Source organism: Rugamonas rubra, from assembly GCF_900114705.1.
Taxonomy (GTDB): domain Bacteria; phylum Pseudomonadota; class Gammaproteobacteria; order Burkholderiales; family Burkholderiaceae_D; genus Rugamonas; species Rugamonas rubra.
On the sequence record NZ_FOTW01000011.1, the window covers coordinates 209,797 to 229,253 of the forward strand.

The following is a 19,457-nucleotide window of genomic DNA, read 5'->3' on the forward strand; positions in this document are numbered from 1 at the left end:
CTAGCGGGTGTTGGCGCCGGCCGGCGCCAGCAGCGCGTCGATGGCGGCCAGCGCCGCCGCCGAGCCCATCGCCAGGCCGACATCGCGCGCGCTGAGCACGGCCGGCTCGCGCGGATTGATGCGGATCAGGCGGCCGCCGTCCAGTTCCAGCACGCGCTCGCTGAAGTCGCGCACCGAGGCGATCGCCGTGCCGGCGCCCAGCTCGATCACCAAGGGCCGGCTGGCGGCGGCCAGCCAGCCCAGTAGGCGTTGCTGCTGCACTTGGGCGTGGCCCTGGTTCCAGTCCCAGTCGCCGAACATCAGGATGTTGGGGCGCGCCAGGCCGCCGCAGTCGGGGCAGCGCGGCGCCGCGTTGAGCAGGCGGCAGTTCTCCTGGTCGACCTCGGGCACGAAGCCGGCCGCGCTCCAGATGTCGCCGCTGCACGGCGCCAGGCACTGCAGCTGGTGGATGCTGCCGTGGCATTCGAAGATGCGCTGCGGGTCGAAGCCGGCCTTTTGGAAGTGGCCGTCGACGTTGCTGGTGAACACGCCGTAGCCGAGCGGCATGCGCTCGCCCCAGCGCTTGAGCAGGCCGAAGCCGGCGTGCGGCGTGGTGGCGCGGTACAGGCCGAGGCGGTGGCCGTAGAAGCCCCAGGCCAGCGCCGGATCGTCGCGGAAGGCCTGCGGCGAGGCGATGCGGCTGAACTCCATGTGGGCGCGGCCGAGCGCCGGGTAGCTGCGCCAAAAACCCTCGTTGCTGCGGAAGTCGGGCAGGCCGGAGTCGACCCCCATGCCGGCGCCGGCGGCCACCACCAGCGCGTCGGCCTGGCCGATCAGGGTGGCGGCGTGTTCGAGCAGGACGGATTCGGGCACAGGCGGCATGGCGCGCTTTCGCAGGGAGGGTGCGACGATGTTACCGCGCCGGCCGGGCCAGTTCAATCGGCGCACGGGCAAACTGTTGTCTAGATGATAATTTGTAGAAGTATGTGTGCAAGCATGGTAAATGCGCAAACGTGCTGCTATAATTCGAGCCTCGTCGGGGCGTAGCGCAGCCTGGTAGCGTACTTGCATGGGGTGCAAGGGGTCGAGTGTTCGAATCACTCCGTCCCGACCAATGGATTCAAAGAAAAAAGGCCAACCTTCGGGTTGGCCTTTTTCTTTTTTAGGCCGGGTTGCGTACCCGGAGCGATCCTTTTCTTGCTTCTTCTCAAATTCATCGGCGCGGGACGAGCGCCATAATTTCTGATGTGTTCCCCCATATTTCGCGCGCGAACAGGCGCTAGATTGGACGCCTCTTGAAAAAGCTCGACTCCCGGCCGCTATTCCCGCCCGGAATCCATCTTCTGTCATTCGATGACTTTGAACGCATCTGCGTTTGCTCATTCCCCAACGATCCAGAAAGACTTCGGCTATTTCTGCTTTTCAAGCAATGGATTCGGCAGCTACGGGCCTATCAAGTCAGGGCTATACTGTGGGTAGACGGCTCATTCGTGACCGAGAAGGCGGGGCCGGGGGATATCGATTGCATCATGTGGTCGCCGACGTTCGCTGCACCCTTATCCGATGACGAGTCGCGAAAGGTCGCCTTGTTGATTGATCGACCCACGCTTGCGGCTCAGTACGGGATTGATTTATATATCGAGTCGCCAACGCCAGAAACGGCGCTGACGCGCGCGTCCTACTGGCGAGGTTTGTTTGGCTTTCAGCACGACGGTAGGACTGCGAAGGGCATTGTGGAGTTAAGGATATGAGCATAGATTTCCTGAGAAACCACGCTCAAACGCTTGGCGACTTCGCCCGTGAAACGGCGGAGCGGGCGGCGCAGAATCCATCTGACTTCTGGCTGCGCATGGCGGCGGAAAACCAAACCCAGGCGGCACAAGATGCCGAGCGCGATCTTTCGCAGGCCTACGCCGAGCAAGTTGGCGAACTGTTGGATTTGCGCCTTACGGGGCCGACGGCGAACGGCTCGATAGCGCTGGACGCGTTCATCCGAATCGCCGAGCCGCTGTCCAAGGCTTGGCAGGCGGCGGCCTACCGCATCCGCCATGGCGTGCCGCAAGGGCGGGGCGGTGGGGAAATTGCCGACACCTTGAACCTGAAATTGGCGGGCATCGCCCATGGTTCGACACGGATTCTCGTCACCGGCGATGCCGCGACCGATCTGACCGGCGAAAGCCTATTGCACGCCACGCTGGTGCAGACCTTTCGGCTATTGCGTGCTACGAATGACGAGTTCTACGATGCGGTCGATGCGATCGGCGGGCGATCCGCTCAGTATTTCGGGGAGGTGATGAAAGCCCTTGGTCGCGCGGGCTTGTCCGCCGAGTTTTCGTGGCGTTCACCAATTGGCCATCATGTTTGGCATGGTAGTTCGGAGGACGTCCTGCGTATCCGCACTCTGCTCAATGCGGTGGTCGCGCCCGAGGTCTATGAAGAAGAGATCAATGGATGCGTCGCAGGCATTGTGGACACCGGCCGTCTCGAGCTGAGAACGCGCGAAGGACATATCCACATCCGCTTCCCGCTGGACTTGACCGGCAAGGTGCAAAAGCTCTCGACCCGAAAATCCATCACGATCCACGTGAGCACGACGAAATATTGGGATGCAGTGGCAAAGAAAGACGTCTTCAAACGTTGGATGATTGATGTTCTCGCGTAGCACGCGCTGTGCACTTTTTCGCAGAATTTCGCGCCGGCCACCGGGTGTTAAAAATTAAATCTTAATTTATCGATATCATCCGAGCTCCCCAAACCGCAGGAGCTCGCTATGCCCCCCGTTCGCCTTGCCGCCGCCCTGACCTTGGCCTTCGCCAGCCTGGCGGCGCTACCGATGCATGCCGCCGCCCAGAACGACAACGTCTGCATCAATTGCTTCGAACAGCGCTGGATCTACTTCGGCGGCGACCTGTCCAGTTAGACATCGGCCTGGCCCATACGGCGCCGCACAAGCCGCTCGAGGTGCGCTCGGCCGACGGCAGCGTGCCCTATTCGCCGGACACCGACGACCAGGTGGCCAAGGAGGCGCTGCTGCTGCGCCGCGGCGGTCGCATCGGCGAGGGGGAGCGGCTGCGCGTGTCGGCCTACCAGTCGGCGCGCAACATGACGGCGATGTGGGCCACGCCGGCGTCCGCCTGCAACAAGGAGTTCTTCAAGATCCAGCGGGACTACTACGCGAACTTCAACGCGCTGTTCAACACGCCGTCGAAGTACTTCCTCTACTACGACGAGATCCGCGTGCTGAACTGGGATCCGGCCTGCGCCGACGTCACGGCCGGCAAGTTCCTGGCGGACATGACCAAGACGGTGCAGGCCGATTTGCTGGCCAGGCATCCGGCGTTGGAGAGGTACATCTGGAACGACATGTACGACCCCACCATGAACGCGGTGGAGAAGTACTGGCTGGCCCGGGGCAGCATGGCCGGCGCGGTCGACGGCTTGCAACCCAAGACGGTGGTGGTGAACTGGACGGATTCGACCGACGCCAAGCGCATCGAATCGTTGAAGTATTTCGGCGACAGGGCGATGCGGCAGATGATCGCCGGCTACTACGACAAGACGGACTTGAGCGACATCGACAGATGGCGCGACGTCCTGAATACTGCTGAGAGCAACGGTCTGCGCGGTGTGCAGGGTTTCATGTACACCACTTGGCATGCCAATGAGGGCTACGGCCAGCTGGAGGCGGTTGCCGAGCACATCAAGTCAAAGAGCAAGCGTTGGCCCCAGTAGGCGAGGGCGGGAATACTGTCCCGGCAACCATTCGTGGCAGGATGCGCCGGCGGCCGGGTTTCGGCGGAAAAAAAAGGCCGAACGGTGAGTTCGGCCCAAGGGGAGGAAGACTTTGTGGCGGCGCGCTGGCCGCTTAGAACTCGACCCAGTCGTCGTCGGCGCCGGCCAGCGCCGCCGCCGGTTTGGCTGCCGGGGCGGCCGGGGCCGCCGTGCGCGGCGCGGCGGCGAGGGCGGTGCGCGGGCGGCGCGGCGCGGCCGGCGCGGCCATGCGCGCGCGTGCCACCGTGGCGCGGGCGGGGGCCGGCGCCGCCAGGCGGGCCGCCGTGCCGCCGGTGTCGAGCTTGAAGATGCTGACCACCTCGGCCAGCTTGGCCGACTGGTCCTGCATTGACTCGGCGGCGGCGGCGGCCTGCTCGACCAGCGCGGCGTTCTGCTGCGTCACCTGGTCCATCTGCGTGATGGCTTGGTTGACCTGCTCGATGCCGGTGCTCTGCTCGTCGCTGGCCTGGCTGATCTGGGTCATGATCTGGGTCACCCGGGCGATGCTCTCGACGATCTCGTGCATGGTCTGGCCGGCCTTGTCGACCAGGCCGGAACCGAGTTCGACCTTCTGCACCGAGTCGTCGATCAGGCCCTTGATGTCCTTGGCGGCGGCCGCCGAGCGCTGCGCCAGGTTGCGCACCTCGGAGGCGACGACGGCGAAGCCGCGCCCCTGCTCGCCGGCGCGGGCCGCCTCCACCGCCGCGTTCAAGGCCAAAATGTTGGTCTGGAAGGCGATGGCGTCGATCACGCTGATGATCTCGACGATCTTGCGCGAGGAGTCGTTGATCGAGCCCATGGTGTGCACCACCTCGCCGACCACGGCGCCGCCGCGGCTGGCGATGGCCGAGGCGCTGATGGCCAGCTGGTTGGCCTGGCGGGCGTTGTCGGCGTTCTGCTTGACGGTCGAGGTCAGCTCCTCCATCGCCGAGGCGGTCTCCTCCAGCGAACTGGCCTGCTCCTCGGTGCGCGAGGACAGGTCGGCGTTGCCGGCCGCGATCTGGCTCGACGCCGTGGCCATGGTCTGGGTGCCGCTGCGCACTTGGTCGACGATGTCGACCAGGTAGGTGTTCATGTCCTTGAGCGCGCCCATCAGCTGGCCCGTCTCGTCGCCGCCGGCGACGACGATGTGGCTGGTCAGGTCGCCGGCGGAGACGGTCTCGGCCACCTTGACGGCGGCCTTGATCGGCCCGGTGATGGTGCGCGTGATCCACCACGAGGCGGCGGCGCCGATCGCCAGCGCCACCACGCCGAGCGCGACCAGCAGGCTGCGGCCGCTCTGGTACTGTTGCTGGATCTGTGCGGCGCTGGCGTCGAGCAGGGCGGCCTTCTGGTCGGAGAATTTCTTCAGCGCGTCGAGGTATTGGATGCGCTTTTGCGTCATCTCGCCCTCGTACAGCGACTTGGCCTGGGCCAGGTCGCCGGCGCCCTTGGCGACGAAGACGGCCTTGCGCACACCGGTGTAGGCCTTGCGCGTGTCGAGCACCTGCTGGAACAGCGGCTTGAGCGCGCCGTCGCCAAGCTCGGCGCCCATCTTGTCCTGGATCTGCGTGGCGCGGCCGGACGACTCGGCCATCAAGGTCTCGAGCGCCTTCTGGTCGGCCGCATCGGCCACCATCCAGGCGCCGGTGGTGCGCGCCGCGTTCACTTCGATGACCTTGACCCATTCGGCGATCAGGCGCTCGTCGCGGATCTTCACGCCGACCATCTCCTCGGTCAGGGCGCTGGCGCTGCTCAGGCGCAGGATGCCGATCAGCGTCATCACGATCAGCAACAGCAGGATGACGGAGAAGCCCAAGCCGAGCCGGGTGCCGATTTTCAAATTCTTCATGGTGCTCTTCCTTGTGGGATGCGAAGCCGGCCTGCGCAGCGTTCTGGCGGCCGGGCCGGATGACGATCCGACAATGCAATGCTAGCATTGTTTACTTGTAATTAATAGCCGTAAGGAAATATTGTGGCGGAATTTTTCATGGCGGTTTTTCATTCTCCGCCGCAGATTCGGGAGCAGGTGTCCCGATTCAGCAACATAAAAAATGCCGCCGCCGGTTTCCCCCGGGCCGCGCGCGACAGGAGGGAAATACATCGAAGAGGCGATTGACATGAAAAAAATGCAATGATACATTTCTGTCACCACCACAAGTGGTATTGCTGTTCGATTGGATTTTTAACTACTCTAAAAGGTTGGAAAAATGAAAAATCAGAATCAAACCAAACTGTTCGCCTTCAAACTGGCCGCGAAGAAAGAGCAAGAAACCAAGGCCGCCCCGCAATGGAAACAGCGCGACGGCGTCGCCCTGGCCGGCTGCTCCGGCCCGGACGCCCGCGCCGATCGCTTTGGCGGTGGCAGTGCCGGCCGCGATAACGGCATCTGGTGCTAAGCGCGGCCCAGCCCGCTTGACTTCCGCGTGGCACTGAGCTTCGCGTCCTGGCCGCGCCGCCGTGGGCGGCCAGCGACGATACGGCTGCGGGCACGGCCCAGGCCGGCCTTGCCGACGCGCCAACTTCTCGCCATTTGACGGGTGCCCATGGCCAAAAAAGTCCTGATTGTCAGCAACAGCTCGGATCTGCACGCCGACCTCGTCGTTCCCATTCTGATCGGCAAGGGTTGCACCCCCTTCCGCCTCGATCTCGACCGTTTCCCCCGCGACTACGAACTGTGCCAGCGCTTCCGCCAGGGCGAGTGGGGCGGCGACCTGCGCCACCTGCCCAGCGACCAGCGCGTCGGCATGGGCGAGATCGGCGCGGTGTGGGCCAGGAAGCCGGCCGAGTACGCCTTCCGCAGCGCCGACCTGTCGGCCCAGGAGTCCGCCTATGCCAAGCAGGAGACGGAGCAGGCCCTGTTCGGCCTGCTGATGGCGCTCGACTGCTTCTGGATCGGCCACCCGTCCGCCGTGCGGGCGGCGATGTGGAAGGGCGAGCAACTCAAGCGCGCGATGGCCCTGGGCTTCCGCGTGCCGGCCACCATCGTCAGCAACGCGCCGGCGCGGGTCCGCGCCTTCCGCCAGGGCGTGCCGGGCGACATCGTCTTCAAGTCGATGTCGACGCCGGCGCTGGGCGCCGACGAGGTGGCCGAGGCGCTGCGCCAGACCGGCGGCATCGGCACCACCATCGTCAGCGAGGAGATGATGGACAACATCGACGCCGTCGGCGAGCTGGCCTGCCAGTTCCAGGAATACATCCCCAAGCAATACGAGCTGCGCGTGACCATCATCGGCGAGCAGCTGTTCGCCGCCAAGATCCACTCGCAGGACGACGCCCGCACCATGGTCGACGTGCGCGACATGGCGGCCGAGATCCGCTACGAGGCGACCACGCTGCCGGCCGAGATCGAGCGGCGCTGTCGCGCCTTCGTCGCCGGCTACGGCCTGCAGTTCGGCGCGCTCGACCTGATCGTCACGCCGGACGGCGAACACGTCTTCCTGGAAAACAATCCCGCCGGCCAGTTCCTCTACATCGAGCAATTGATTCCCGAGTTCAAGCTGCTCGAGACCTTGGCCGACACCCTGCTGCGGGGCGCCGCGTGAGCGCGCCGCTGCACCTGTTGCACAGCCTGCGCGGCATCGAGCTGGCGCGCGACAGCCGGGTGCTGCTGCTGGCCGCCTCCCACCTCGACATGGAGCTGCTGCCGCCACTGTACGAGCAGCTGCGCGGCATCGGCCCGTGCGAGCGGCTCGACGTGGTGCTGCATTGCCGTGGCGGCGAGGTCAACGCGGCGCGCCGCATCGCCCTGCTGCTGCGCCGCCACGCCCGCCAGCTGGCCTTCATCGTGCCCTATTATTGCCAGTCGGCCGCCACCATCCTGTGCCTGGCGGCGGACCAGATCGTCGCCGGCGAGATGGCGCTCTTCTCGCCCATCGACCCCTTGCTGCACGGCGGCGGCGACGACGGCGCCGCCACCACGCTGTCCTGCATGGACATCAAGCGCTTCGGCGACATGGCCGCCGACTGGTTCGGCGCCGACTCGCAGCAGGCCAGGGAGCAGTCGCTGGAGCTGCTGTGCAACAGCGTCTTCCCGCCGACCCTGACCGCCTTCTACCGGCGCAGCGAGGAGCTGCGCCAGATCGGCGAGGAGTTGCTGGCCCACCAGCTGCCGCGGCTGGACGGGGCGGCGCGCCGGCGCATTGTCGAACAGCTGATGTACGGCTACCATTCGCACGACTACGCCATCGACGGCGACGAGCTGGGCCGGCTCGGCCTGCGCGTCGAGCGCCACGAGCAGGTCGAGCAGCTGGCCTGGCAACTGTCGACGGTGTTCCAGGCGGCCGTCGGCGGCAGCGCGCGCCAGTCCGTCGAACAGCCCTGGCACGACGTGCTGCTGGCCAGCAGCGACGGCCTGCGCCTGCGCCAGCACCGCGCCGACGGGCTGCTGCCGGCATGGAGCGAGACGCAGGTGCTGCGATGAGCGGCGAGCTGTTCTTCGGCGCCACGCTGCGCTACCTGCTCGGCTTCCTGCTGCTGTGCGGCGCCTGGGGCAAGTCCGCCTCCTTCGCCGGCCTGAAGCACAACCTGGTCGAGTCCTTCGGCCTGTCGGCCGGCCTGGCCGCCCTGCTGGCGCCGCTGCTGGTGGGCGCCGAGGGGCTGCTCGGCGCGGTCCTGCTGGTCGACTCGGGCGCCGACGACCAGGCCCTGCTCGCCGCGTTGGCCATGCTGCTCAGCTTCACGCTGGTGGTCGGCTACCAGTTCGTCAGCCGCGACGTGGTGCGCTGCAGCTGCTTCGGCGAGGCCGAGCGGCCGGTGTCCGGCTACGACCTGCTGCGCAACCTGCTGTTGATCGCCGCCATCGTCGGCGCGCTGGCCGGCGGCGGCCACGGCGGCGAACCGGCGGCCGGCGGCGCGCTTGCCGCCGCCGGCGAGGAGGTGGGGGCCGGCCTGGCCGCGCGCCTGATGTGCGCCGGCCTGGGCCTGCTGTTGGCCGTGCTCTGCGTCCACTTCCACGACCTGGTCACGCTGCTGGGCACGCCGGAGGAGGGCGCATGAGCGAACTCGACACCATCCACCTGGCGCTGGCCGCGCTGGCCGGCGCCATCGCCCTCAACCTCAAGCTGAGCTTCCGTCTGCTGGGCCTGCTGAAACAACACGGCCTGGACGGCGCCCGGGCCGACGCCCTGCCGCTCGGCGCGCCCGTGCCGGCCGTGCGCGGCCGTCCGCTGGTCGGCAAGGGCCCGTGGCGCGAGGCGCTGCCGGCCGGCCGGCCGACGGTGCTGCTCTTCCTGTCGAGCAAGTGCGTGAAGTGCCGCGCCAAGCTGGCCGAGCTCGCCGCGCTGGCGCCGCTGGCCGCCTGCGCCGGCGTCGAGCTGCGCCTGGTCAGCACCGAGCCGGGCTGGCGGCTGCGCCGCTGGCTGGCCGGCAGCGGCCTGGACGGCGTCACGCTGCGGGTCGGCGCCAAGCCCTACCGCCGGCTCAACCCCTTGCTGGCCTCGCCGGCCTACCTGTTCGTCGACGAGCACGGCGCGCTGCAGGCCGGCGGCCCGATCGGCGACGACGACTGGCTCAGCTTCGCCGCGCAGATGCGCGAGCTCGACGCGGACGCGGCGGCATGAGCGCGGCCAAGCCGGCCGCCAAGCCGGCCGCCGCGCCCGGCGCCGGGCCAGGACCCGGACCCGGCGCCGGCCGGCCCCACCTGCAGCGGCTGCGCCTGCTGCGCGCCTTCGCGCCGCGCCTGCTGGCCGGCCTGTTCTTCATGGGCTTGACGGTGGCCGTCGAGCTGCTGTACCCGAAGGCCTTGTCGCACTTCATCGACAACATCGGCGGCGGTGGCGGCGACTGGGCCGGCCGCTTCGGCCTGCTGATGCTGGCCGTGTTGACGCTGCAGGCGCTGGCCACCACCCTGCGCTACTACCTCTTCGAGTCGACCGGCCTGATGATCGTCACCCGCATCCGCCGCCTGCTGTACGGCGCGCTGATCCGCCAGCCCATCGCCTTCTACGACAAGCACAACGTCGGCGAGCTGACCGGCCGCCTGGCGGCCGACGTCGAGGTGCTGCACGACACCTTGACGATGGGCCTGGCCATCTCCTTGCGCTCGTTGTGCGTACTGCTCGGCGCCGCCGCCATGCTGCTGTCGATCTCGCCACAGCTGAGCGTGGTGCTACTGGTCTGCGTGCCGCTCAGCCTGTACCTGGGCAAGCGCGCCGGCGGCCTGCTACGCGGCCGCGCCCGCGAGATCCAGCAGCGCCAGGCCGACTGCGGCAAGGTGGCGCACGAGCACTTCACCAACATCCGCCTGGTGCACGCCTTCGGCCAGCACGCCGGGGCGCGGCAACGCTACCACGCCGCCACGGCGGCGGCGCTGGACGCCGCGCTGGGCAACGTGCGCCTGCTGGCCGGCTTCCGCGGCGTCTCCTCGCTGCTGACCTATCTGGCGCTGCTGCTGACGCTGTGGCTGGGCGCCGGGCTGATCGCCGGCGGGCGGCTGACGGTGGGCCAGCTGGTCAGCTTTGTGCTGTACGCCGGCATGGTCAGCGCCTCGGCCGGCGCGCTCAGCGACTACTGGGGCGACTGGATGCGCTCGATCGGCGCCACCGAGCGCGTCTTCGAGATCATCGACAGCGCGCCGGAAGGCGAGGGCGCGGCCGGCGCCGGCCGCCGGCTGCAGGGCCGCATCGCCTTCGACGGTGTCAGCTTCGCCTACCCGGAGCGGCCCGGGCGGGCCGCGCTGGACGACGTCAGCTTCGCCATCGCCGCCGGCGAGAAGGTGGCGCTGGTCGGCGCCTCGGGCGCCGGCAAGTCGACCATCGCCAGCCTGCTGCTGGGCTTCTACCGGCCCGACGCCGGCGCCATCCGCTTCGACGGCCAGACGGCGGACGCGCTGGCGCTGGCCGACATCCGCGCCAACATCGCCATCGTCGAGCAGGAGCCGTCGCTGTTTTCCGGCAGCATAGGCGAGAACATCGCCTTCGCCGTGGCCGGCCGCGCGGTGGCGCCGGCCGAGGTGGAGGCGGCGGCGCGGCTGGCCAACGCCCACGACTTCATCGCCGCCTTCCCGCAGGGCTACGACACCATCGTCGGCGACCGCGGCGTGCAGCTGTCGGGTGGACAAAAGCAGCGTGTCGCCATCGCCCGCGCGCTGCTGCGCGACCCGCGCATCCTGATCCTCGACGAGGCCACCAGCGCGCTCGACTCGGCCAGCGAGTTGCTGGTGCAGACGGCGCTCGAGCAGCTGATGCGCGGCCGCACGACGATCATCATCGCGCACCGCTACTCGACCATCGTCAAGGCCGACCGCGTGCTGGTGCTGCGCCAGGGCGCCGTCGCCCAGCAGGGCACGCACGCCGAGCTGCTGCGCCAGCGCGACGGCCTGTACTTCCAGTTGATGGAGAACCAGTTGGCGATGTACCGCGACAGCGCCTAGCCGGCGCGGCGGGAACTTTTCCCGCGCGGCGCGCTACAGGAAGCGGTCGAGGATCTTCTTGCTGTGCTTGTCGAGTCGCTGCGTGTCGCGGATCAGGAAGTGGATGCCGTGGGTGTCCGACACCAGCAGCGTGTCGAGGCCGATGCGGCGGATGTCCTCCTCGCCGCGCAGCACGAACTCGGCGTCGCCACGGTCGGTGGCCACGCTCCAGGTGCACGGCGTGGCGTAGCTGGAGACGGCGACGATGCGCGCGATCTCCGGCATGAACTCGCGCCCGCCCAGCTCCTCGCGCACCAGCGCGGCGGTGGCGGCCGGCAGGTCCTCCAGGCGGTCGATCCAGGCGACCTCCTTGCCGTCGCTGCTGACGATGGCGATGCCGTCCTGCGGCGCCTGCACCGGGAAGGCGCGCGCCGGCGCGACGTTGTCGTGGACGGTGCCGTCGGCGCTGGTCAGGCTGAGGCGGCCGTAGCTGTTGCGGCTCAAGGTGAATGGCGTGGTGGTCATGGTGCGGTGCTCTCTGGGTTGCGTATTGTGCTTATTCCGGGTTCGAAGTGCGCTCGTCGTCCGGATCGGTGTCGACGTTGCGCGCCTGCGCCTGGTACAGCCGGTGGTAGGCGCCCTCGAGCGCCATCAGGGCGTCGTGGCTGCCTTCCTCGACCACCACGCCACGGTCCAGCACCACCAGGCGGTCGGCCCGTTGCAGGGTCGACAGGCGGTGGGCGATGGCGATGGTGGTGCGGCCGTGCACCAGGTTGTCGAGCGCCTTCTGGATCTCCTTCTCGGTCTCCGAGTCGACCGAGGAGGTGGCCTCGTCGAGGATCAGGATCTTCGGATCGATCAGCAGGGCGCGGGCGATCGAGATGCGCTGGCGCTCGCCGCCGGACAGGCCCTGGCCGCGCTCGCCGACCATCGAGTCGTAGGCCTGCGGCAGGCGCAGGATGAACTCGTGGGCGTGGGCGGCGCGGGCGGCGGCGATGATCTGCTCGCGGCTGGCGTCCGGCTTGCCGTAGGCGATGTTCTCGGCGATGGTGCCGAAGAACAGGAAGGGCTCCTGCAGCACCAGGCCGATGTTGCGGCGGTAGTCGGACACCGGGAAGGAGCGGATGTCGACGCCGTCGAGCATGATGGCGCCCTCGGACACGTCGTAGAAGCGGCAGATCAGGTTGACCAGCGTGCTCTTGCCGGAACCGGAGTGGCCGACCAGGCCGATCATCTCGCCGGCCTTGATGTCGAGGTTGATGCCGCGGTTGACCGCGCGGTTGCCGTAGCGGAAGCCGACCTCGCGCAGGGTGATGTTGCCCTCCACCTTGGCCAGCTTGACCGGGTTGGTGGGTTCGGGCACGGAGGAGACGTGGTCGAGGATGTCGAAGATGCGCTTGGCGGCCGAGGCCGACTTCTGCGTCACCGAGACGATCCGGCTCATCGAGTCGAGCCGGCCGTAGAAGCGGCTGCTGTAGGCGATGAAGGCGGACAACACGCCGACCGTGATGTGGCCCTTCGACACTTGGTAGATGCCGAACACCCAGATCACCAGCAGGCCCAGCTCGGTGAGGAAGGAGACGGTGGGCGAGAACAGCGACCAGATCTTGTTGAGCTTGTCGTTGACGGCCAGGTTGTGCTTGTTGGCGGTGCGGAAGCGCGACGCTTCGCGCGCCTCCTGGGCGAAGGCCTTGACCACGCGGATGCCGGGGATGGTGTCGGCCAGCACGTTGGTGACCTCGCCCCAGACCCGGTCGATCTTCTCGAAACCGGTGCGCAGGCGGTCGCGCACGACGTGGATCAGCCAGGCGATGAAGGGCAGCGGCAGCAGGGTGACGGCGGCGAGCCAGGGGTCGATCGAGCACAGGATCACGCCGGTCATGATGATCATCAGCACGTCGGAGGCGAAGTCGAGCAGGTGCAGCGACAGGAACACGCAGATGCGGTCGCTCTCGCTGCCGATGCGCGACATCAAGTCGCCGGTGCGCTTGCCGCCGAAGTACTCCAGCGACAGTTTCAGCAAATGCTCGTAGGTGGCGGTGCGCAGGTCGGCGCCGATGCGCTCGGACACCAGGGCCAGCACATAGGTCTTGGCCCAGCCCAGCACCCAGGCCAGCACGGCCGAGGCGACCAGGCCGGACATGTACAGCGTCACCAGCATGGTGTCGACCGGCTTGCCGTTCTGGTAGGGGATCAGCACATTGTCCATCAGCGGCATGGTCAGGTAGGGCGGGATCATGTGCGCGGCGGTGCCCAGCAGCATCAGGATGAAGCCCAGCGCCAGCTGGCCCTGGTAGGGCTTGGTGAAGCGCCACAGGCGGAACAGGGTCCAGGTCGACGGCGGCGTGTAGACCACCTTGGTGCAGATCGGGCATTCCTCCTGCTCCGGCTCGAGCGGCGCCTTGCAGCTGGGGCAGACGTTCTTGTCGTCGAGCGCCAGCGGTTCGCCCGTGACGCGGCTGTGCAGGCGGGCGGCGAACTGCTCGACCAGGCGGATGGCGTGCAGGTTCTGCCCCAGGGTGAAGCGCCAGTCGGCCAGCCGGCCTTGTTGATCCAATAATTCGAGGTGGCCGACGCCGGCGTGGTCGTGGTGTTTCAAGGCCAGGCCGGCGCGGAAGGGCCAGTCCTGCCAGGCGTTCTGGCCGGCCGCGCGGGCCAGAATACGGCCTTCCGTGACAACAATTATGCCCTTGGAGAAATGAAGTTGCGCATCCAGGTCAACCACCAAGGCACTGACAACGTTTTCCCCTTTGGAAAGTTGCGCCTGCACATCCGAGCGCCAGGCGAGCGGCAGTTCGACGAGGCTGGATTCTGAGGAAAGTTGTGCTGTTGTCATCGTGCTGCGGACTCCGGATGTTCTTTGCCTCTGGCAAAGTCTGAAAACTGTGGGAAAAATCGTGAAATCCGGCCCCGCACCCCGAAATAAACGCGATCGCGGCGCCGGATTGCGGCTGATGGGGGCGCTTATTTACGGTATTCTGTCACTGAGGAACATTTGACGGAAATCAACGCGGAGGGGCCAGATCTTTGCGGCGAGTATACAGCAAGAGCTGCTGTCGAGAAAAACGAATAATGCCTTACCGCCACAACAATGGCAGCGCCAAAACAGGGCGGAATTGCCGCGCATAAATGCAAAATCGGGCGGGGGACGGGGCGGCAGGTTTACAATACGGCGCAAGCTGCGACGGCCGTTAACAAAGATGCATCACAAAGTACAAGAATAGAAACATGACTAAGAAGAAAGACATAGAATTTCTCCGTGTGACCCACTTGCGCGGACCGAATATCTGGACCTATCGCCCGGTGATCGAGGCCTGGCTGGATATTGGCGCGCTGGAAGACTTTCCTTCGAATAAGCTGCCCGGCCTGTACGAGCGGCTGACCGCCATGTTGCCGGCGCTGGTCGAGCACCGCTGCGGCGTCGGCGAGCGCGGCGGCTTCCTCGAGCGCCTGCGCGACGGCACCTACGCCGGCCACATCCTGGAACACGTCGTGCTGGAGCTGCAAAACCTGGCCGGCATGCGCACCGGCTTCGGCAAGACGCGCCAGACCGCCGAGGGTAGTGGCATCTACAAGATGGCCTTCCGCACGCGCCAGGAGCAGGTCGGCCGCGCCGCCCTGGCCGCCGGCCGCGAACTGCTGATGGCCGCCATCGAGGACCGCCCCTACGACCTGGCCGCCACCGTTGCAAAGCTCACCGACATGGTCGACGCGCTGTGCCTGGGGCCGAGCACCGGCAACATCGTCGACGCCGCCACCGAGCGCAAGATCCCGTCCATCCGCCTGACCGACGGCAACCTGGTGCAACTGGGCCACGGCGCCCGCCAGCGCCGCATCTGGACCGCCGAGACCGAACGCACCAGCGCCATCGCCGAGGGCATCGCCAGCGACAAGGACCTGACCAAGACCCTGCTGGCCGCCTGCGGCGTGCCGGTGCCCGAGGGCGAGCTGGTCACCAGCGCCGAGGCGGCCTGGGAGGCGGCGCAGGACATCGGCCTGCCGGTCGTCGTCAAGCCCTACGACGGCAACCACGGCCGCGGCGTCTCGCTCAACCTGATGACCCGCGCCGACGTCGAGGCGGCCTACCTGCTGGCCGCGCGCAAGGGCGGCAGCAAGAGCGTCATCGTCGAGCGCTGCATCGTCGGCAACGAGCACCGCCTGCTGGTGGTCGGCAAGCGCCTGGTCGCCGCCGCCGCCGGCGAGGCCCTGTGGGTGGTCGGCGACGGCGTCTCCAACATCATCGCCCTGGTCGACAGCCAGATCAACACCGACCCGCGCCGCGGCACCACCGAGGACGCGCCGCTGAACGCCATCGCGCCCGACGAGGGCGCCGAGGTCATCCTCGAGCTGCAACGCCAGGGCATGACGGCGCACTCGGTGCCGGCGGCCGGCCAGAAGGTGCTGATCCAGCCGAACGGCAACGTCGCCGCCGACGTCACCGACCTGGTGCACCCGAGCGTGGCCGCCATGGCCACCCTGGCGGCGCGCATCGTCGGCCTGGACATCGCCGGCATCGACGTCGTCGCCGAGGACATCTCCCGCCCGCTCGAGGAGCAGGGCGGCGCCATCATCGAAGTCAACGCCAGTCCCGGCCTGCTGGCCCACCTGAAGCCGGCCAGCGGCCAGCCGCGCGCGGTCGGCGCGGCCATCGTCGACCACCTGTTCGCGCCGGACGAGAGCGGCCGCATGCCGATCGTCGGCGTCAGCGGCGGCCAGGGCACCACCATCACGGCGCGGCTGATCGCCTGGCTGCAGCAGCTCGCCGGCAGCAAGGTCGGCCTAAGCTGCGCCGACGGCCTGTTCGTCAACGGCCGCCTGCTGCCGCGCGACGGCTTGTCCGACTGGGAGTCGGGCGAGCGCCTGCTGCTCAACAAGAGCGTCGAGGCGGCGGTGTTCGAAAGCGGCGCCCGCATGATCCTCGGCGAGGGCCTGGCCTACGACAAGTGCGCCGTCGGCGTGGTCACCGACGTCAGCGGCCACGAGGCGCTCGGCGAGTTCTACATCGACAGCGCCGACCAGCTGTACTCGGTGCTGCGCACCCAGGTCGACGTGGTGCTGCCGAGCGGCACGGCGGTGCTCAACGCCGACGACCCGCAGGTGGTCGAGATGGCCGAGCTGTGCGACGGCGCGGTGATCTTCTACGGCGTCGACCAGCAGGTCGAGGCGATCAGCAGCCACCGCAAGCAGGGCCTGCGCGTGGTCTACCAGCACGGCGCCGGCATCGTCATGGCCGAGGGCGCCGAGGAGCTGGCCACCGTGTCCTTGTCGCCGCAGCTGCCGACCCAGGCCGTGCTGGCCGCCGTCGCCGCCGGCTGGGCGCTGGGCCTGTCGGCCGAGCTGATCGGCGCCGGCCTGCGCACCTTCGAGCTCGAACCGAAAGCCGCAGCGTATTGAGAAAACCGGCGCCGCCCAGCGGCGGCGCCATGTGACGCGCGTCCCGCCACCCCGGCGACGCGACGCAGATAACACGACAGGATAATCGGATTTATGGAAGTTATACGCACCCGCGCGCTACGCGGCCCCAATCTGTGGAGCCACCACACGGCCGTCGAGGTCATCGTTTCCTGCGCCGCCGACGAGCAGGCCATCGCCCGCCTGCCCGGCTTCGAGGCGCGCCTGCGCGCCCGCTTCCCGGCGCTGGGCGCGCTGCAGCCGACCGGCCACGACGCCGACAATGTGCCGCTGGCGCGCGTGCTGGAACTGGCCGCGCTGTGCCTGCAGGCGCAGGCCGGTTGCCCGGTCACCTTCAGCCGCACCACGCCGACCTTCGAGGACGGCATCTACCAGAGCGTGGTCGAGTACAGCGAGGAGGCGGTCGGCCGCCTGGCGCTGACCTTGGCGCACAACCTGATCAACGCCGCCCTGGCCGACACCCCGTTCGACCTGGACGGCGCGCTGGCCGAGCTGCGCGAGCTCGACGAGGACGTGCGCCTGGGCCCGAGCACCGGCGCCATCGTCGCCGCCGCCGTGGCGCGCGACATTCCGTTCCGCCGCCTGACCGAGGGCAGCATGGTGATGTTCGGCTGGGGCAGCAAGCAGCGCCGCATCCAGGCCGCCGAGATGGACAGCACCAGCGCCATCGGCGAGGCGATCGCCCAGGACAAGGAGCTGACCAAGAAGCTGCTGCACGCGGCCGGCGTGCCGGTGCCGCTGGGCCGCGCCGTGGCCGACGCCGACGACGCCTGGGCCGCCGCGCTGGAGATCGGCCTGCCGGTGGTGGTCAAGCCGAAGGACGGCAACCAGGGCAAGGGCGTCACCGTCAACATCAACTCGCGCGAGGAACTGGTGCGCGCCTTCGAAGTGGCGCGCGAGTTCCGCGACGACATCATGGTCGAGCGCTTCCTGCCCGGCAACGACTACCGCCTGCTGGTGATCGGCGACAAGCTGGTCGCCGCCGCCCGCCGCGAGCCGCCCCAGGTGGTCGGCGACGGCGTGCACTCGGTGCGCGAGCTGGTCCAGCAGGTCAACGCCGACCCGCGCCGCGGCAGCGGCCACTCGACCTCGCTGACCAAGATCCGCTTCGACGACATCGCCCTGGCCCGTCTGGCGCTGCAGGGCTACGAGGCGGACTCGGTGCCGCCCAAGGGCCAGCGGGTGATCCTGCGCAACAACGCCAACCTGTCGACCGGCGGCACCGCCACCGACGTCACCGACGACGTCCACCCCGAGGTGGCCGCCCGCGCCGTCGAGGCGGCGCAGATGATCGGCCTGGACATCTGCGGCGTCGACGTGGTCTGCGACGGCGTGCTGCAGCCGATCGAGCAGCAGCGCGGCGGCGTGGTCGAGGTCAACGCCGCGCCCGGCCTGCGCATGCACCTGGCGCCGTCCTACGGCAAGGGCCGCGCCGTCGGCGAGGCCATCGTCAACACTATGTTCGCCGAGGGCGAGAACGGCCGCATCCCGGTGGTCGCCGTCACCGGCACCAACGGCAAGACCACCACGGTGCGCCTGATCGCCCACCTGCTGACCGCCGCCGGCCTGCGCACCGGCATGACCAACACCGACGGCGTCTACGTCGAGGGGCGCCGCACCGACAGCGGCGACTGCAGCGGCCCGCGCAGCGCGCGCAACGTGCTGCTGCACCCGGACGTCGACGCCGCCGTGTTCGAAACGGCGCGCGGCGGCGTGCTGCGCGAGGGCCTGGCCTTCGACCGCTGCCAGGTGGCGGTGGTGACCAACATCGGCACCGGCGACCACCTCGGCCTGAACTACATCACCACCGTCGAGGACCTGGCCGTGCTCAAGCGCGTCATCGTGCAGAACGTCGCCGCCAGCGGCTTCGCCGTGCTCAACGCGATGGACCCGATCGTCGCCGGCATGGCCGCCAACTGCCGTGGCAAGGTGATCTTCTTCGGCGCCGAACGCGGCCACCCGGTGATCGCCACCCACCTGGCGCAGGGCAAGCGCAGCCTGTTCGTCGACGCCGGCCAGCTGGTCGCCGTCGAGGGCGCGCAGCGCCACGCCGTGGCGCTCGACCAGGTGCCGATCACCCGCAACGGCGCCATCGGCTTCCAGGTCGAGAACGTCATGGCGGCGGTGGCCGCCGCCTGGGGCGTGGGCATCGGCTGGGACGCCATCCGGCTCGGCCTGAAAACCTTCGCCAACGACTCCGACAACGCGCCCGGCCGCTTCAACGTGTTCGACTACCGGGGCGCCACCCTGATCGCCGACTACGGCCACAACCCGGACGCCATCCTGGCCCTGGTGCAGGCGGTCGAGACCATGCCGGCCAAGCGCCGCAGCGTGGTCATCAGCGGCGCCGGCGACCGCCGCGACGAGGATATCCGCCAGCAGACGGAAATCCTCGGCAAGGCCTTCGACGACGTCGTGCTGTACCAGGACCAGTGCCAGCGCGGCCGCGTCGACGGCGAGGTGGTGGCGCTGCTGCGCGCCGGCCTGGCCGCCGCGCCGCGCACCAGCCACATCGACGAGATCAACGGCGAGTTCCTCGCCATCGACACCGCGCTGGCCCGGCTGGGCGAGGGCGACCTGTGCCTGATCCTGGTCGACCAGGTGGAGGAGGCGCTGGCCCACATCGCCAAGCGCATCGCCGAGGGCTGAGCGCAGGCCGCCTGCTGCCGCGCCGGCCGCCGCCGCGTCGCCCCCCAGGGCGCCGCCGCGGCGGCTTTTTTTATGTCCGGTTTTTCTAATTCGCAACACTTGCGGGATAATATCCACCCTTCGAAAACGGATATTCCGGATGGCTTGCGCCATATATATTCCAGCTCGGCAGAAGCGGCGCCGGCATATTCATTTTCATTGACCAGTTCGCTACGATAACAATATCCTCGCCGTTTCCCTGCCTGGCCGCCGGGAATATCACGCCGGCCGGCCATTCGAAACTCATCCATTCCTCCTCCGGCGGCGGCGCGGCGCC

General features: G+C 68.1%; 17 protein-coding genes and 1 tRNA gene. 13 read left to right on the forward strand and 5 right to left on the reverse strand.

Annotated features, from left to right (window positions below; genetic code table 11):
* Positions 1-861, reverse strand: coding sequence for an SIR2 family NAD-dependent protein deacylase (locus BM252_RS12965; protein ID WP_093387979.1), 861 nt, complete (start codon positions 859-861; stop codon positions 1-3).
* A 155-nt stretch (positions 862-1,016) separates the two neighbouring features.
* Here BM252_RS12965 and BM252_RS12970 point away from each other — a divergent pair.
* The 5 genes from BM252_RS12970 (at position 1,017) to BM252_RS12985 (ending at position 3,711) form a co-directional block, all read left to right on the forward strand.
* A tRNA-Pro gene (locus BM252_RS12970) sits at positions 1,017-1,093 on the forward strand.
* 181 nt (positions 1,094-1,274) lie between these two features.
* Positions 1,275-1,730 (forward strand): DUF6932 family protein, encoded by a 456-nt coding sequence (locus tag BM252_RS12975; protein ID WP_093387981.1) that lies wholly within the window; start codon positions 1,275-1,277, stop codon positions 1,728-1,730.
* Positions 1,727-2,641: a hypothetical protein gene (locus BM252_RS12980; RefSeq protein ID WP_093387982.1), complete on the forward strand. Its 915-nt coding sequence runs from the start codon at positions 1,727-1,729 to the stop codon at positions 2,639-2,641. The genes BM252_RS12975 and BM252_RS12980 overlap by 4 nt, the downstream gene beginning before the upstream one ends.
* A gap of 108 nt (positions 2,642-2,749) precedes the next feature.
* Positions 2,750-2,899 carry a hypothetical protein gene (locus BM252_RS31005; protein WP_174900516.1) on the forward strand — a complete coding sequence of 50 codons (150 nt, stop codon included), beginning with the start codon at positions 2,750-2,752 and terminating at the stop codon, positions 2,897-2,899.
* 41 nt (positions 2,900-2,940) lie between these two features.
* Positions 2,941-3,711 carry a hypothetical protein gene (locus BM252_RS12985; RefSeq protein ID WP_093387984.1) on the forward strand — a complete coding sequence of 257 codons (771 nt, stop codon included), beginning with the start codon at positions 2,941-2,943 and terminating at the stop codon, positions 3,709-3,711.
* 133 nt (positions 3,712-3,844) lie between these two features.
* Here BM252_RS12985 and BM252_RS12990 read toward each other — a convergent pair whose 3' ends face one another.
* Positions 3,845-5,581 (reverse strand): methyl-accepting chemotaxis protein, encoded by a 1,737-nt coding sequence (locus BM252_RS12990; protein WP_093387985.1) that lies wholly within the window; start codon positions 5,579-5,581, stop codon positions 3,845-3,847.
* A 358-nt stretch (positions 5,582-5,939) separates the two neighbouring features.
* On the opposite strand from BM252_RS12990, the gene BM252_RS12995 reads away from it, so the two are divergent.
* The 6 genes from BM252_RS12995 to BM252_RS13020 all read left to right on the forward strand — a co-directional run bounded on the left by BM252_RS12995 (position 5,940) and on the right by BM252_RS13020 (position 11,101).
* Entirely contained in the window at positions 5,940-6,128 is a 189-nt protein-coding gene (locus BM252_RS12995) for a hypothetical protein (RefSeq protein WP_093387987.1), read from the forward strand.
* 147 nt (positions 6,129-6,275) lie between these two features.
* Positions 6,276-7,274: an ATP-grasp domain-containing protein gene (locus BM252_RS13000; protein ID WP_093387988.1), complete on the forward strand. Its 999-nt coding sequence runs from the start codon at positions 6,276-6,278 to the stop codon at positions 7,272-7,274.
* Positions 7,271-8,152 carry an SDH family Clp fold serine proteinase gene (locus tag BM252_RS13005; protein WP_245774235.1) on the forward strand — a complete coding sequence of 294 codons (882 nt, stop codon included), beginning with the start codon at positions 7,271-7,273 and terminating at the stop codon, positions 8,150-8,152. The genes BM252_RS13000 and BM252_RS13005 overlap by 4 nt, the downstream gene beginning before the upstream one ends.
* Positions 8,149-8,727: a MauE/DoxX family redox-associated membrane protein gene (locus BM252_RS13010; RefSeq protein WP_093387990.1), complete on the forward strand. Its 579-nt coding sequence runs from the start codon at positions 8,149-8,151 to the stop codon at positions 8,725-8,727. The genes BM252_RS13005 and BM252_RS13010 overlap by 4 nt, the downstream gene beginning before the upstream one ends.
* The gene (locus tag BM252_RS13015; RefSeq protein ID WP_093387991.1) at positions 8,724-9,290 is read left to right on the forward strand and encodes a hypothetical protein; all 567 of its coding nucleotides are present in this window, start codon (positions 8,724-8,726) and stop codon (positions 9,288-9,290) included. Before BM252_RS13010 ends, BM252_RS13015 begins: the two co-directional genes overlap by 4 nt.
* Positions 9,287-11,101 (forward strand): ABC transporter ATP-binding protein, encoded by a 1,815-nt coding sequence (locus BM252_RS13020; protein WP_093387993.1) that lies wholly within the window; start codon positions 9,287-9,289, stop codon positions 11,099-11,101. The genes BM252_RS13015 and BM252_RS13020 overlap by 4 nt, the downstream gene beginning before the upstream one ends.
* 33 nt (positions 11,102-11,134) lie before the next feature.
* On the opposite strand, the gene BM252_RS13025 is transcribed toward BM252_RS13020, so the two are convergent.
* A complete protein-coding gene (locus tag BM252_RS13025; RefSeq protein WP_093387994.1) occupies positions 11,135-11,605 on the reverse strand; it encodes a cyanophycin metabolism-associated DUF1854 family protein in 471 nt (156 codons plus the stop codon).
* Between the two features lie 31 nt (positions 11,606-11,636).
* On the reverse strand, positions 11,637-13,916 hold the full coding sequence (locus tag BM252_RS13030) for a cyanophycin metabolism-associated ABC transporter (RefSeq protein WP_093387996.1): 2,280 nt from the start codon (positions 13,914-13,916) through the stop codon (positions 11,637-11,639).
* A 392-nt stretch (positions 13,917-14,308) separates the two neighbouring features.
* On the opposite strand from BM252_RS13030, the gene BM252_RS13035 reads away from it, so the two are divergent.
* Positions 14,309-16,474 carry a cyanophycin synthetase gene (locus BM252_RS13035; protein ID WP_093387997.1) on the forward strand — a complete coding sequence of 722 codons (2,166 nt, stop codon included), beginning with the start codon at positions 14,309-14,311 and terminating at the stop codon, positions 16,472-16,474.
* 93 nt (positions 16,475-16,567) lie between these two features.
* A complete protein-coding gene (gene cphA / locus BM252_RS13040; RefSeq protein WP_093387999.1) occupies positions 16,568-19,141 on the forward strand; it encodes a cyanophycin synthetase in 2,574 nt (857 codons plus the stop codon).
* A gap of 85 nt (positions 19,142-19,226) precedes the next feature.
* On the opposite strand, the gene BM252_RS30095 is transcribed toward cphA, so the two are convergent.
* Complete coding sequence (locus BM252_RS30095; protein WP_139236474.1) at positions 19,227-19,427, reverse strand: hypothetical protein; 201 nt, start codon at positions 19,425-19,427, stop codon at positions 19,227-19,229.
* Positions 19,428-19,457 lie beyond the last annotated feature (30 nt).